Origin of the sequence: Chromobacterium paludis (assembly GCF_008275125.1) — a bacterium.
In the GTDB taxonomy this organism is placed as follows: domain Bacteria; phylum Pseudomonadota; class Gammaproteobacteria; order Burkholderiales; family Chromobacteriaceae; genus Chromobacterium; species Chromobacterium paludis.
This window is the reverse complement of record NZ_CP043473.1, coordinates 3,799,324-3,813,283: the sequence shown is the minus strand read 5'-3', so window position 1 is coordinate 3,813,283 and position 13,960 is coordinate 3,799,324. Positions and strand designations below refer to the sequence as shown.

At 58.8% G+C, this 13,960-nt stretch carries 9 protein-coding genes; 4 read left to right on the top strand and 5 right to left on the bottom strand.

Going from position 1 to position 13,960, the window contains the following annotated elements; all coding sequences use genetic code 11:
• Nucleotides 1-72: 72 nt before the first annotated feature.
• Nucleotides 73-2,463 (top strand): DNA topoisomerase (ATP-hydrolyzing) subunit B, encoded by a 2,391-nt coding sequence (gyrB, locus tag FYK34_RS18050; RefSeq protein WP_149298889.1) that lies wholly within the window; start codon nt 73-75, stop codon nt 2,461-2,463.
• Nucleotides 2,464-2,610: 147 nt separating this feature from the next.
• Here gyrB and darG read toward each other — a convergent pair whose 3' ends face one another.
• The 5 genes from darG to hsdR all read right to left on the bottom strand — a co-directional run bounded on the left by darG (nt 2,611) and on the right by hsdR (nt 11,082).
• On the bottom strand, nt 2,611-3,708 hold the full coding sequence (darG, locus tag FYK34_RS18045) for a type II toxin-antitoxin system antitoxin DNA ADP-ribosyl glycohydrolase DarG (protein WP_149298887.1): 1,098 nt from the start codon (nt 3,706-3,708) through the stop codon (nt 2,611-2,613).
• A 9-nt stretch (nt 3,709-3,717) separates the two neighbouring features.
• Nucleotides 3,718-4,383 (bottom strand): type II toxin-antitoxin system toxin DNA ADP-ribosyl transferase DarT, encoded by a 666-nt coding sequence (gene darT / locus FYK34_RS18040; RefSeq protein ID WP_149298886.1) that lies wholly within the window; start codon nt 4,381-4,383, stop codon nt 3,718-3,720.
• Nucleotides 4,384-4,386: 3 nt separating this feature from the next.
• Nucleotides 4,387-6,078, bottom strand: coding sequence for a restriction endonuclease subunit S (locus FYK34_RS18035; RefSeq protein ID WP_149298884.1), 1,692 nt, complete (start codon nt 6,076-6,078; stop codon nt 4,387-4,389).
• Entirely contained in the window at nt 6,075-7,565 is a 1,491-nt protein-coding gene (locus FYK34_RS18030; RefSeq protein ID WP_149298882.1) for a class I SAM-dependent DNA methyltransferase, read from the bottom strand. Before FYK34_RS18030 ends, FYK34_RS18035 begins: the two co-directional genes overlap by 4 nt.
• A gap of 61 nt (nt 7,566-7,626) precedes the next feature.
• Nucleotides 7,627-11,082: a type I restriction-modification system endonuclease gene (gene hsdR, locus FYK34_RS18025; protein ID WP_149298880.1), complete on the bottom strand. Its 3,456-nt coding sequence runs from the start codon at nt 11,080-11,082 to the stop codon at nt 7,627-7,629.
• A gap of 251 nt (nt 11,083-11,333) precedes the next feature.
• On the opposite strand from hsdR, the gene FYK34_RS18020 reads away from it, so the two are divergent.
• The 3 genes from FYK34_RS18020 to FYK34_RS18010 all read left to right on the top strand — a co-directional run bounded on the left by FYK34_RS18020 (nt 11,334) and on the right by FYK34_RS18010 (nt 13,417).
• Complete coding sequence (locus tag FYK34_RS18020) at nt 11,334-12,260, top strand: COG2958 family protein (RefSeq protein WP_149298878.1); 927 nt, start codon at nt 11,334-11,336, stop codon at nt 12,258-12,260.
• Between the two features lie 358 nt (nt 12,261-12,618).
• The gene (locus tag FYK34_RS18015) at nt 12,619-12,951 is read left to right on the top strand and encodes a DUF1484 family protein (protein ID WP_231137310.1); all 333 of its coding nucleotides are present in this window, start codon (nt 12,619-12,621) and stop codon (nt 12,949-12,951) included.
• Nucleotides 12,952-13,024: 73 nt separating this feature from the next.
• On the top strand, nt 13,025-13,417 hold the full coding sequence (locus tag FYK34_RS18010; RefSeq protein ID WP_149298873.1) for a DUF1484 family protein: 393 nt from the start codon (nt 13,025-13,027) through the stop codon (nt 13,415-13,417).
• The last annotated feature ends 543 nt before the right edge of the window (nt 13,418-13,960 follow it).

Genomic DNA, 13,960 nt, shown 5'->3' with positions numbered 1-13,960 from the left:
TCCCGGATTTAAGAATGACCGGCCGCGCAGCCTGTTTCACCCCGGCGGCGCGGCCATATGGAAAGTGTGAGTATGAGCGAACAAGAATACGGCGCGGACAGTATCAAGGTGCTTAAAGGCCTGGATGCGGTGCGCAAGCGCCCCGGCATGTATATTGGCGATACCTCCGACGGCACCGGCCTGCACCACATGGTGTTTGAAGTGCTGGACAACGCCATTGACGAAGCGCTGGCCGGCCATGCCGACACCATCAAGGTCACCATCAACCCGGACAACTCCGTTTCCGTAGAAGACAACGGCCGCGGCATCCCCACCGACATCCACCCGGAAGAAGGCCGCTCCGCCGCGGAGGTCATCATGACCATCCTGCACGCCGGCGGCAAATTCGACAGCAACAGCTACAAGATCTCCGGCGGCCTGCACGGCGTGGGCGTATCCGTGGTCAACGCGCTGTCCGACTGGCTGAAGCTGAAGATCTGGCGCGACGGCAAGGTGCACGAGATGGAATTCCGCCGTGGCGACGCGGTGGCCCCGCTCACCGTCACCGGCCATACCAGCCACCGCGGCACGGAAGTTACCTTCTTTGCCAGCGTGGACACCTTCGGCCACATCGAATACCACTTTGACATCCTGGCCAAGCGCATCCGCGAACTGTCCTTCCTGAACCAGGGCGTGGGCATCCAGCTGATAGACAAGCGCAGCGGCAAGGAAGAAAACTTCGCCTTCTCCGGCGGCGTGGCCGGCTTCGTGGAATACATGAACCGCAATAAGACCGTGCTGCATCCCAAAGTCTTTTACGGCTATGGCGAGAAGGACGGCATGAGCGTGGAAGTGGCCATGCAGTGGAACGATTCCTACCAGGAAAACGTCCAGTGCTTCACCAACAACATCCCTCAGCGCGATGGCGGCACCCACATGACCGCGCTGCGCCAGGTGATGACCCGCACGCTGAACCAGTTCATCGAAGAGAGCGAAGCGGCCAAGAAGGCCAAGGTGGACACCACCGGCGACGACATGCGCGAAGGCCTGACCTGCGTGCTGTCCGTCAAGCTGCCGGACCCCAAGTTCTCCAGCCAGACCAAAGATAAGCTGGTTTCCAGCGAAATCGGCCCGGTGGTCAATGAAGTGATCAGCGAAGCGCTGAAAACCTATCTGCTGGAAAACCCCAACGACGCCAAGATCATCTGCGGCAAGATCGTGGAAGCCGCCCGCGCCCGCGAGGCCGCGCGCAAGGCCCGCGAAATCACCCGCCGCAAGGGCGTGATGGACGGCCTGGGCCTGCCCGGCAAGCTGGCCGACTGTCAGGAAAAAGACCCGTCGCTGTGCGAACTGTACCTAGTGGAGGGTGACTCCGCCGGCGGCTCCGCCAAGCAAGGCCGCGACCGCAAATTCCAGGCCATCTTGCCGCTGAAGGGCAAGATCCTCAACGTGGAACGCGCCCGCTTCGACAAGATGCTGCAAAGCCAGGAAGTGGCTACCCTGATCACCGCCATGGGCTGCGGCATCGGCAAGGACGAGTACAACCCGGACAAGCTGCGCTACCACCGCATCATCATCATGACCGATGCCGACGTGGACGGCGCGCACATCCGCACCCTGCTGCTCACCTTCTTCTACCGCCAGATGACCGAGCTGGTAGAGCGCGGCCACATCTACATCGCCCAGCCGCCGCTGTACAAGGCCAAGCACGGCAAACAGGAACGCTATCTGAAAGACGACGGCGAACTGAACCAATACCTGCTGCAGCTGGCGCTGGAAAAAGCCGAGCTGATCCCGGCCGAAGGCGAAGCCCCGCTGTCTGGCGAAACCCTGGGCGAAATCGCCCGCCAGTTCCTGCTGGCCCGCGCGGTGATGGAACGCGAAAGCCGCGTCATCGACCCGCTGGTGCTGGAAGCCATGCTCAAAACCGGCCCGCTGTCGCTGGAAAGCCAGCAACAGGCCGACCATACCGTGGCGGAGCTCTCCAAGCACCTGCCGGCGGAAACCATAGACCTGCAACTGCTGCGCGACGAAAAGAACGACGGCCACCTGATCAAGATCATCCGCAAACTGCACGGCAACGTGCTGGTGACGGTGCTGGACCAAAACTTCCTGGACAGCGGCGACTACGCGGAACTGAAGAAAACCGGCAGCCTGCTGGGCGGCCTGCTGCGCGAAGGCGCCCACGTCAAACGCGGCGAAACCGTCAAACCAGTCAACGAGTTTGGCGAAGCGCTGGACTGGCTGCTGGCCGAAGTGAAAAAGGGCATGAACATCCAGCGCTACAAAGGCCTGGGCGAGATGAACCCGGAACAGCTGTGGGAAACCACCATGGACCCAGCCGTGCGCCGCCTGCTCAAGGTGCGCATCGAAGACGTGATGGGCGCGGACGACGTGTTCACCACCCTGATGGGCGACGAGGTGGAGCCGAGACGTCAGTTCATTGAAGGCAATGCCTTGATCGCACGCAATATAGATGTTTAAAATAAATTTTTAATTTTAAACATTATGTTTAAAGCGGCCGAGCGGCCGCTTTTCTATTTCTGCTTTTGCCTGCCTGCGTCAGATCTCCGGTGGAGCGCCCCAATACAACAGGAGCCTCCGCCAACAGTGTGTGTTAGCAGTGCAAGATCAATGAGCTGCGATTGATGCTGTGGATTTCAGCGTTGTCTTTTGCGTAGCGGAAGCGCCCGGTAACCAGCCCAGGTCTTGCAGCTGTTGCCAGGCGGCAGCTACCTGCTCCGGCCTCATCAACTTTTTCTTGCGATCGTTCCACGCCTGTATGGCATGGAAGGCTTCATCTGTGGAATGGACAGACGGCTCATGCGTGGCCACCCAGTGCACGGTGGCCAGCAGCTCCATGCCATACGGCGATTGAAAACCTTCAATCAGCTGGCTCACCCGCTCCACCCGGGCGCCCAGCTCCGCCTGGCTTTCCGTGATAAACGCATCCGCCTCGGCCAGCGCCTCGGGGATGGGTTCAATCTCTGAGCTGCTTACGCCATCACCCAGGCCGCGAATAAAGTGGCCTTCCATCCGGGTCAACGCATGGCGCAGCTGATCTGAATACGGGCCAAACTGGTGTTTCACAAAAGTCAGGCGCAAGTCCTGCCCGGCGGCTTGCAGAAAGTACGCCAGTTTTTGCACTTCCACCTTGGTCAGGCCGTAATTGAGCTCGCGATAGGTATCCAGCACCTTCAGGATGGCCGCGCGGCCCGGCGTCATGCGCGGGCGTGCCGTGCGCACTTCCATGCTATGCGCGGCGGGGCTGCCAGCTGGCTCAAACAGCCGCACTGTTACATTAGGCAAGGCGGCAAAGGCCTGCTCGATCAAGGGCCGCACTTCGGCCCAGTCCAGCCTGCCGTTGCCACAACCTAATGGCGGAATCGCAATGGAACGGATGCTCAGCTGGCGAATCTGCGCCACCAGGTCTTGCAACCCGTCCTGGATGTATTCCAGTTTCGAGCTGCCACGCCAATGGTCTTTAGTGGGAAAGTTGACGATATAGTGCGGCTTGGCCAGCGCGCCGTTGTCGTGGATGAACATCTTGCCGGGGCGCAAGGTGCCGGCGCGGCAGGCCGCCTGGTAAGCCTGGAAGTTGGCCGGCCATTTGTGCTTGAATTGCAGCGCGATGCCCTTGCCCATCACGCCGACACAATTGACCGTGTTGACGATGGCATCGACATCCTCCTGCCGCAGCAAATCGCCGCGCATTGTCTCAATAGCCATGTCCGTCTCCTAGAAATACCAAGCTTGCTTCACTTTAACCGGCAAGTTTAGCCCATGCACGTCCAATATCGCACGCACTTCCTCGGCCTTAGCCTGCTTATACACCCCAATCCCCAACATATGCTGCAGCGGCACGCGCTCATGCACCAGAAACTCCGCCATGCGCCGCTCCATGCGGTCAGGATGCTTCGCATTGTTTTGCCAGTATTGGCAATAGCCATCCAGCCGCGGTTCGGCCAGCAATTCGTCCCACGCCACCAGGCTGTCCAGCTCGGCCAGATCGGTACTGGCCACGCTATAGCGCAGCGTGGCATTGCGGTCGTAAAACACAAACGGCGCGCCGTCGGCAGTAACGGCCTCCACCGTGGTGACCCAGTGCACGATATCGTCCTGCCGCAATGTGCAGCCATCCACCTGGCCGCCATGGATGGCATACAGCATGGGCGAGCGCGGCGCGAAATAGAAGGGCACAAAATCATGAATCCGCCCGCCCGGCGGATTGGGCACTTCCCGGCTCGCGCGCGTGCTCTGCGCCCCACGGTGGGCGATGTTTTGGTAATTGATGCCCGCCGCAGCACCGGCATTTTTGGCCAATAAGGCCCCCGTGGCCAGGATGGCCGGCAGATTGGCGATGGCCGTGATGTGGAACAGCTTCACCGGGCGCGGGGCGGGCATGGTTCAGTCACCGGCGCAGGCCGCCTTGCGCCCGCGTTTGGGCTTGGGTACAGCCGCGCGTTGCGCCGCCAAGCGTTTCAGCAGCTCGGCGGCCGGCTCGTCATTCGGGTCTTGCGGCACCAGCTCGCCACGGAAGGCTTTGGCCAGCAAGGATGGCGTCAGCTTGTCGGCTGCGCTTTGCGTGGCGGCGAGGCGAGCTTCCAGCCGGTCGGCGAAGGCGAATAGCGTTTCGACGCGGCGGACGATTTCGTATTGCTCTTCGAGTGGCGGTAAGTGAATAAGTAATTCCCGGACTCTTTGACAATTCAACGCCTGCGGTCCCGTACCACTACCTTCTGAGCGATTCTCCTCATATTTTGCTTGAAATGAATACCACAGATATTCTGAAGAAATCACTTCATCAAAAGGCACTACTGCAGCAATATTTTGATTAATCGTTGCTTCAATCTTCAAAATGGCTGATTGACCGCGTGTTTTCCCTTCACCAATCATAGCGATCAGCACACTACCTTTTGGCAGAACTTTAACTGAGCAAGAATCAAAACCTGCTTGCGAAATACACTCTCGGGCTTCATGAATAAGGTTATTTCTAACCTCACCGGAACTTACCCATGGTATCTCCCCACCCCAAAGTGAAACATCTGCACGCGAAGGCGTGCTACCATTCAAAACTAAGCCAACGACACCAACTGGGCATGTGTACCAATATTTTGGTAGATCTTCTGATGTTCTCACAACAGAAAAAAGTTGCATTACCTCATCACGACGTTTACCTTTTAATTCCTGCTCAATCCGTTTTCGTACGTTATTGAGTGGACTTAGAAAACTACGCTCATTGCCCAACACATTACTTTGCGTATTAGCAGGATTATCTGTCGGTCCAGCCCAGCACTGGGACGAGTAGCTAGCACTCCCTAATGATGCAGCAGCAAGCAGGCCAGGCTGAGCTTGCGAAGCCGAACATTCTTGAGATATGGCTGCCTGATCAACCAAACCGCCAACAGATACTTGAGCACCTGACTTGTAATCAGGTGCTCGCTCCGCCCGCCAATCCTCGGTCAAACGCCCCGAAGTTGCTGCCGCCAACACCGATTGGCGGAAGCGCTTGAGCAGCGGCTGGACGCGGGCCAGGCGCTCACGGCAGGCATCGACGCGCGCGAGCATGCTGTCGAGCTTGTCGGCGATACGTTTTTGTTCGGGGAGGGGGGCGAGGGGAATAGAAAGACCTCGAATATTACCCAGATTTACTCGTTGTCGAGTCGTCCCCTTAGTTATGCTCGCCAAGTAAGTGCATACTGCAGGAGAGTTTATAGCGTAAGCTATATATTTTCCGTTCGCGAAATTCTCATTGATGCGAAGGCGAACAATATCCGCCACAATTATACCAAATTCCAAAGCTGGAGGAACAATTGCCGCTTTACCAAGCGGGTCACCCAGCTTAGTTATAACAATATCCCCACTTAAAAAGTTATGACGAAATAACTGTTCCGACTTTGCACGGCTAAGATATTTAATGTTTTTTTCTATAAATTTGCATCGAGAAACATTTTGCAGTCGAATAATAGGCACGCCAGCATCAACATATTCAGACGCCTTTAGATTCGAACCAAAAGGACCATCAATAATATCTTGTTGCGGAGCAGGAACGATGTCTTGAAGCTCGGAGATTATCCATGAACCAGGGAATCTACTCATTCTTCGGTTACCTCCCCCAACTCCGCCAAAATCGCCCGCAGCTCCTCCATCGCCGCGTCCAGCTCGGCCAGTGCTTCATTGGCTAAAACTGAAGGTTCCGGCAGGTCGGCGGCGTCTTCGGCGTTGTCATCCTTGAGCCAGCTGATGTCCAGGCTGTCGCCACGCTCGGCGATCCAGGCACGGCTGAAGACGCGGAAGCGGCCGGTTTCGCCCAGGTCCTGGCGTGGGCCGTGCGACGGTGCCCCCTCGCCTCCCATGCCTCGCTCGTCAGCGGAGAGCGGGGCATAGGCGGCTTCGAACTCGGCAAAGTGACCGCGGGTCAGCGGCGTGCGTTTGCCGAACTTGGGCATATTGGCGCGCAGGTCGTAGACCCAAACTTGCTGGGTGCTGCCGGTGGCGTGTTCGCTGACTTTGTCAAAGAACAGCACATTGGTTTTGACACCCTGGGCGTAGAAGATGCCGGTGGGCAGGCGCAGGATGGTGTGCAACCGGCACTTATCCATCAGGCTGCGGCGGATGTCGGCACCAACGCCGGACTCAAACAACACATTGTCCGGCAGCACCACGGCGGCGCGGCCGCCGTCCTTGAGGTGGCGCACGATGTGTTGCAGGAAGGCCAACTGCTTGTTGCTGGTGGTGTGGGTCAGGTCGTCGCGAGTGGGGCCGCCGCCGCCCTTGGCGGTGCCAAACGGCGGGTTGCTGAGGATGATGTCGCTCTTGGGCAAGCGGCTGCCGGCGCTACCCAGAGTATTGCCCAGGTGCACCACGCCTTCCTCGTCGCCTTCCATGCCGTGCAGCAGGCAGTTCATCAGCGCCAGGCGGCGGGTGTTGGACACCAGCTCCATGCCGATAAAGGCTTTGTTGCGCTGGAAGGCTTGCTGCTGTTCGTTCAGGTCAAACAGATCATCCGTCTGCTTTTTGATGTAAGCATCGGCAGCAATGAGGAAGCCGGCGGTGCCGGCGGCTGGGTCTTGCACGGTTTCGCCCGCCTGCGGCCGCAGCAGTTCTATCATGCTGTCGATCAGCGGGCGCGGGGTAAAGTACTGGCCGGCGCCGGATTTGGTTTCGCTGGCGTTTTTTTCCAGCAGGCCTTCATACAGATCGCCCAGGCCGTCTTTCTGCGCGGAGAACCAGTCTATGGCGTCCAGGCTCTTGATCAACTGCTCCAGGTGGCGCGGTTCTTTGAGGCTGGTTTGCGCGTTGGCGTAGATGGCGGCGATCAGCGGGTCGCTATTGGTGCTGAGCTTGAGCAGCGTGGCGCGGTAATGATTGAGCAAGTTGGTTCCGCTCAATGCCGCCAGTACCGGCCAGCGCGCGGTCTCCGGCAGCATGTGCTTGGAGAGCAGGCCGCTTTGCGTGTTCTCGTGCTCCATCTTGATGAACAGCAGCAGCACCAGTTCGGTGACGTAGTCGGAGTAGTTGATGCCGTCATCGCGCAGCACATCACAGAGGTTCCACAGTTTCTGAACGATGTCGTTATTGCTCATGGGGTAGGCCTTGAATGGGAAAGCGGGCCTGGCGGCCCGCTGGAGTATCTATTGCTGAGTATTATGCCGCGCCAGTCCATAGCGTGTCTGCCAGTTGTTGTAGTACTGGCGTTAATTGGCCGCCCAGCAGCTTGTCCAACTTCTTAGCCCCGCCGTGGCTGGCGAAGACGCGGTTGACGAAGTCCGGGTCTATCACCACTTCATGCACCAGTTGCTTGGCCAGGCGGTCCAGCCATTGCCGTTGTACCGGGGTCCAGCTGGTCAACGCGTAGATGCGCTGCATGGCCTGGGCCACGCGCTGTTCAAACGGCAGCAGCGCCTCGCCCAGCGCGGCCTGGCGGATATAGCCGACGATGCTGGCGGCGATTTCATGGTTGGTCTGGTTACGCCAGGCAGTTTGCAGCTTGGCTTCGCTGTAGCCGTGTTCATCCAGCAGCAAGCGCACCGCCTTCAGTTGTTCGCGCGTCAGGTCACGCGGGCGGTTCACCACCACCGCCAGCGCGGTGGATTGGTTGAGGTGTTCGCGGATGAATTGGCCAAAGCTGTCCAGGTAGTCGGCCGGCTTGGCGTAAGCGCCATAATTTTGCTCACGCGCCACCAGTTCGTCCTTGTGCTGCGAGAGCAGCGGCAGATATTCGCTGCCCAGCAATTGCTTCACCTCGGCCAGCTGGCGCAGCAGCTGATGGTGCTGGCGCACAAAGTCAGCAGCGGCATGCGGGCCCAGCTTGCGCAAGTGTTGGTGCAATTGGTCAGGCGCCACGCCCCACAGCTGTTCTAGCTGGTTCAGCCGCTCTTTGAGCTCCGGCTTTTTCTCGGCCTTGTGACTGGCCTGACGCAAGACCCGCATTACCTTCTGGCTCAGAGCATCCAGCACGTCATGCGCGTGGCTATGATCGGGCTGGCTTCCTGGCGCATCAAAGCTGACCGGGTTATTCAATTCGTCCACCAGCTGTTCCAGCGTCACGTTGGGGTCTTTCACCAGCGGCTTCATGGTGTTGACCGCTTCCAGCGCGGCGTAGATGTCCACCGGGTCGTAAATCTTGAAGATGGTTTTGCCTATCTCGTCACAACGGCGGGTGGCGCGGCCTATCATCTGCTCGTACAAAATCCGCGAGCGTACCCGGCGCATAAACACCAGGTGGCTGATCTTGGGCACGTCTATGCCGGTGGTGAGCAGGTCTACCGTGATGGCGATATTGGGGTAGCGCTCGTTCTTGTAGCGCTTGATCAGCTGATCCACCTTGTCCGACTGGCCGGTAATCTTGCGCACGGCATCTTGGTTGTATTCATCGCCGTACAGCTCTTTGAACTCGGCATCCAGCAGGCGCTTGACCATATCGGCGTGGAGGTCGGTGGCGCAGAAGATCATGGTCTTGGCTTCGCCAAACGGGTCCAGCTCTTGCGCCAGCTGGGCGCAGATCACGCGGTTGAAGTCTTCGTTGATTACGCGCTTGTTGAAGCTTTCGACGTTGAATGTCATTTCATCGTCGAGTTCGGCGGTTTCGATTTCTCCGGTGGCGGTATTGATCGCCTCGACCTGCTCGCCCTTGGAAAAAGTAATACCGTTTTGGCTGAGTAGCGTTTGATAGCGGATGGGCGGCTCGTGGTCTATCAGCCAGTCATCCGCCACTGCCTCGCGGTAGGAGTAGGTGTATACCGGCTTGCCAAAGATTTCGGTGGTGTGCTTGGCCGGGGTGGCGGTTAGGCCGATCTTGACCGCGTCGAAGTAATCGAGCACACGGCGGTAGCTGGACAGGTATTGTGTCTGCTCACGCACCGCCATTTCGCCCTCGGTCATTTCCTGGTCCAGCGTATAGCCGCGGTGCGCCTCGTCAACGATGATGCAGTCGAACTCATCCACCGGCAGCGGCGTATCAGACTGGAAGATGCGCTTGACCATGGCTTGCACGGTGGCCACCTGGATACGGGTTTCTGCCTCTGCCGCCATGTCGCCCAGTTCCGCCACGTTATAAATGGTGGAGAGCGGCTGGTTTTGCTCTAGCGGCGCTTCGTTAAATGCATCAGTGGCCTGCTGCCCCAGCGCGGTGCGGTCTACCAGGAACAAGATACGGCGGAAGCGCTCGGCCTTAAGAAAGCGATACATCAAGCCGATGATGGTACGGGTTTTGCCCGTGCCGGTGGCCATGGCCAACAAGCAGTTGGGCCGGTTTTCCTCCAGCGCGGCCTCCACCGCCTGGATGGCTTTTTGCTGGTAGTCACGTAGCTTAAGGTAGCTGAAACCCTCTTGCTTGAGCAGGGCTTCGGCTGCCTGTTTGCTGCGCTTAAGCTGGTCGATCAGGCCGTCCGGGCTGTGGAAATCCATCAAGGGCCGCGCCAAGTTGGCCGGCGAGCGCACATCCCTAAACCAGGTGCCGCTTTGCTCGGCCAACTGCTGGATATAGTCGCGTCCATTGCTGGAATACACAAACGGCACCTGGAAATAGCCATCTTGCCCATCCGGCCACGGGCCAGCCAAACCGGCAAGTTGCCAAGCCGGCTGCTGCTCCGCCTCCAGGCGGAAACCACGCGCATAGCGCTCTGCCTGGGGGATTTTGCCTGCCACGTTGGCATTGGCACGTTTGGCCTCCACCACGGCGATAGGCGTGAGCCCGGCAAACAGCACGTAATCGGCGGCCTGGCGGCCGATGGTAGGCCACTCGGCAATGGCGCGGTATTGGTTTCTGGCTGGACGAGCCCCCTTGGCGTAGCTCAATTCGGTGGTATTGGCTTCCCAGCCGGCATCACGCAGCTGCTGGTCTATGATCTGGCGCGTAGCGGCTTCGTCCAATTGCACCTTGCGGGCCGCATCTGCCGCACGGCGGGCAAACTTGGGCAAGTCGCTACTCGCTATCGCTTTGGAGGCCTCTGCCAGTTGCTGGTCAAAGCTCGCCTTCAGCTCGGAATAGCGCTGGCTGGCTTCCTCTGCGAGCTGCTGATAAACGGCGCTCTCTTCCTGTGCACGTTGCGCCAACAGTTGTTCCTGTTCAGCCTGTTGGCTCAACAACTGCGCCATCTGCTCCTGTGCGCTTTGCGCGGCACCCAGTTCAGAATTAAGCGTGGCGATTTGCTGCTGCAGCGCTGCCAATTTGCGGCTAGGGTCATCCGGCAGCACAAACGGCCCGGGATTGAATTCTGTGGCCTTGCCAAAAGTGCGATGAAACCAGATGGCAATCTCACGTGCCACCTTGAGCGCTTCCAAGCCTTCGCGATAACCAATGCGCGCTCCCACTTCATGCGCCGCAATATTGCCGGTTTTGCGCAGCAAGTGAAAAAGATGGCGGATTTGCGGGTCCAGGTTGAAGCGGCCGTCAATTGCCCGCAGCAAGTCCACTTGGGTCTGCTGCTGCGGCACACCGATGCGGGCGGCAATTTCTTGCGCGAGTGATTCAGAAAGCAGGCGTAGCTTGACGACACAGCTTGGCGGATCAAACGGAAAAATGCGCTCGGCGGTGGCACCAAGATCTGCCAACAGCGGCGAGTGTTCACTTAGAAAGCTGAAATTACTTGGCTGAACCATGCGATTTTATCTTCCGTTTGATATGACGTAGCGCCTATCTGCTTTAGTGAATTGATTTGAACATCATCGAAAATCTCTATCCCGCAAGTGTACCCCAGATCGCACCTGCAGAGGCTGCAAACCAGCCCAGACGGAGCTGAACGGCTTCTCCCTGCCGCTGTTACCGAGCATGAAAATGAATGTTACGGCAATGATGGGTAAACCATATGGCATCTTGTATCATGACACTTTTGCATTTTTAGATCATTGACATGAGCCGCCTGTCCCAATCCCAAAAAGTTGCCCAGCTGCTGCGCAGTCACCCCGGCCAGCGTTTCACTGCCCGCCAGATTGCCAGCGCCATCGTGAATCAATACCCGGAAGACTACGCCGACAAGCGCAGTAACCCGCGCTTTGCCAACGACAAGGCATTTATCTCGCAGGTGGTGGCGGAGATTGGTGCACAGAAAGATGCCATCATCGGCGCGGATAGCCAAATACGCTGGCAGGACAAGCCTCGACCACGGGTGTACTGGTATGAAGCCATGGATGCGGCGGCAGAAACGGTAATTGAAGAAGACGAAGACGACAGCCCAATGGCCGAACAGGCCGATCTAAGCGAGCACCAGCTTTATCCGCTACTGATGCAATATCTGCAAACCGAACTGTCCTTGTATGGCCTGCGTGTAGACGAAAAACGCTCACGTAACCAGCGCGGCAGCGGCGGCAACCATTGGCTGCACCCTGACCTGGTGGCCATGCAACCAGTGGCTAAAGACTGGCACGAATTGGTGCGTAGCTGCGTGCTGCACGGTGGCGGACAAAGTGTGCGGCTGTGGGCTTTTGAAGTAAAGAAAGATCTGACCCGGGGCAATGTACGCAAGTCCTTCTTCCAGGCCGTCAGCAACGCCAGTTGGGCCAATGAAGGCTACCTGGTTTGCACCGGCATCGTCGGCAAAGACACGGAAGACGAATTGCGCATGCTATCCGCACTGCACGGTATAGGCGTCATCGTGCTGGACAGCAGCAACCCCAGCGAAAGCGAGATCGTTGTCCCTGCCCGCGCCCGTCAGGATGTCGACTGGCAATCGGTCCACCGACTAGTGGAAGAAAACGAAGACATGCGCGAATTCGTAGAACTGGTCTCCACCTACTACCAAACCGGCCGCCTACGGCCGCAAGACTGGAATAAGTGTTAATCCCAGCCTTGCCAGCCTGATCCCCCCACCGGATAATTGACCTCGTGCCGTTCAATAGCGGCACCGGGATTGGCGTCCCGACGAATCTCGGCGGACTGTAGCGAAAGCTCCAGTCCTCACACCATTGCTGCGCGCAATTATGGCGGGCCTTGGTGGGAGCATCCTAGATGCGCCGGTTCCGAGATTCCGGTAACGCCAATCCCGCCTTGTGCCTGCCACCCCCCGATTGGCGTCGGAGATGCAGGTGAGCACCTAAATCTCGGAGAGCCTTACCATGACAAGCATTTCCCGCAGTGCGTCTCACTTTGCCGTACCCCACTCCACGTCGTCCCGCCAGCGCTGGCTGGTCCATTCCGGTATGTCTACCCACCCTAGCCACGCCAGCCTGTTGGCCATGGCCCAGCTGCATACGGCGTTTGAAGCGCTGCAAGTGCTGCTGTCCCAGCCAGACCATGCAGACCTGCGCGCACCGGCAGCCCAGCTGGCCCACCTGTGCCGGGAGATCGAGCACGCGGTGGTGGAGTCTGTTTGCCTGCTGGCGCAAAGCCAGCTGGGCCTGCAGGCTTTGCTGGACCTGCTGTCTTGCCTGGGTGAGGACATCCGCCTGCCTTCCAGCCGGCTGAAGGAGCTGTTGCAGCCGGTGGATAAGCAGATCACCGCCTCGCTTGGCTACCTGAGCAAGGTGCTGTAAGCCACCCGCGCTGGCCGGGCCGGCCCGGTGCAGGCCCGGCTTTTTTCCTGTCCACGCCTCAGGAGGATGGACCATGCCCCGCGTTTTTTCCCCGCACCCCAAACCGCGCCGCCATGCCTCTGCCCGCGCCCGCTGGCTGGGCGGCCATACCCTGCCCGCATCCGCCTTGCCGCTGGTGGAACTGAACCAAACCTTTGCCCAGCTTCAAAGCCTGCTGTCCCACTCGGCCCATGCAGACCTGCGCCTGCCGGTAGCCCGCCTGGCGCGGTTGTTTGCCGATATAGACGAAACCATGACGGAAAGCAGCCAGACCCTTGCCCGCGCGGCCAACCGGTTGCACTCACTGCTGGACATGCTACGCCTGGCGGACAAAAACACCCTGCCCGCCCGCCAGCTATACAGCCTGCTGATGCCGCTTTACCAGCAACTACTGCAGGCCCGTTTCCAGCTGGAAGGCCGGGGGTAACCAAAAGCCCACCCAGCCTGATGGCGGGGTGGGCTTTATCTCTTTCAAACGCAGGCTCATTACAGATTCCGGCGCTGCTGTAGCGCGGGTTGGCTACATGCCATGTCCGCAGTCCTGCCGCTCGTACTTGGTAGCTCGGCAATCGCTCCCGCTCGTCCCTGCCACTTGCGCCATGAGAAGCAAGAGGCTTCCCGGCGTAGTGCTCCGGTTAGCGGCGCCCTCTCCGTAATCCCTGCCTGCGCCGCTTGGCTGCGCTGTTCGCCATTTCAGGCCAAAAAGTGCATGCGCCTACGGTGAAAACGGGCGGGTGGGGATGTTGAGGCTTTGGCGGCGTTGCTGGGCATGACTTATTCATGACCAATGTGTATGGCTGGCTGCTGCTACATCTATCTAGCGCGTCCATGCCGTCGGCACTTAGCAAGCCATGCCACCATAATCTCAGCAACCGTTTGCCTTAGCAGGCCGTTGAAAAACACGTCGATCTTGCCCCAACCCATTTCCGTATGAACAAAAATGGGCGGTTTCAGCGGGCAGAATGCCAAT

What these genes read in the sequence shown, in the direction of transcription:
- gyrB (WP_149298889.1), top strand. Translation starts at nt 73, where the DNA reads ATGAGCGAACAAGAATACGGCGCGGACAGTATCAAGGTGCTTAAAGGC.
- darG (WP_149298887.1), bottom strand. Translation starts at nt 3,708, where the DNA reads ATGGCTATTGAGACAATGCGCGGCGATTTGCTGCGGCAGGAGGATGTC.
- darT (WP_149298886.1), bottom strand. Translation starts at nt 4,383, where the DNA reads ATGCCCGCCCCGCGCCCGGTGAAGCTGTTCCACATCACGGCCATCGCC.
- FYK34_RS18035 (WP_149298884.1), bottom strand. Translation starts at nt 6,078, where the DNA reads ATGAGTAGATTCCCTGGTTCATGGATAATCTCCGAGCTTCAAGACATC.
- FYK34_RS18030 (WP_149298882.1), bottom strand. Translation starts at nt 7,565, where the DNA reads ATGAGCAATAACGACATCGTTCAGAAACTGTGGAACCTCTGTGATGTG.
- hsdR (WP_149298880.1), bottom strand. Translation starts at nt 11,082, where the DNA reads ATGGTTCAGCCAAGTAATTTCAGCTTTCTAAGTGAACACTCGCCGCTG.
- FYK34_RS18020 (WP_149298878.1), top strand. Translation starts at nt 11,334, where the DNA reads ATGAGCCGCCTGTCCCAATCCCAAAAAGTTGCCCAGCTGCTGCGCAGT.
- FYK34_RS18015 (WP_231137310.1), top strand. Translation starts at nt 12,619, where the DNA reads ATGTCTACCCACCCTAGCCACGCCAGCCTGTTGGCCATGGCCCAGCTG.
- FYK34_RS18010 (WP_149298873.1), top strand. Translation starts at nt 13,025, where the DNA reads ATGCCCCGCGTTTTTTCCCCGCACCCCAAACCGCGCCGCCATGCCTCT.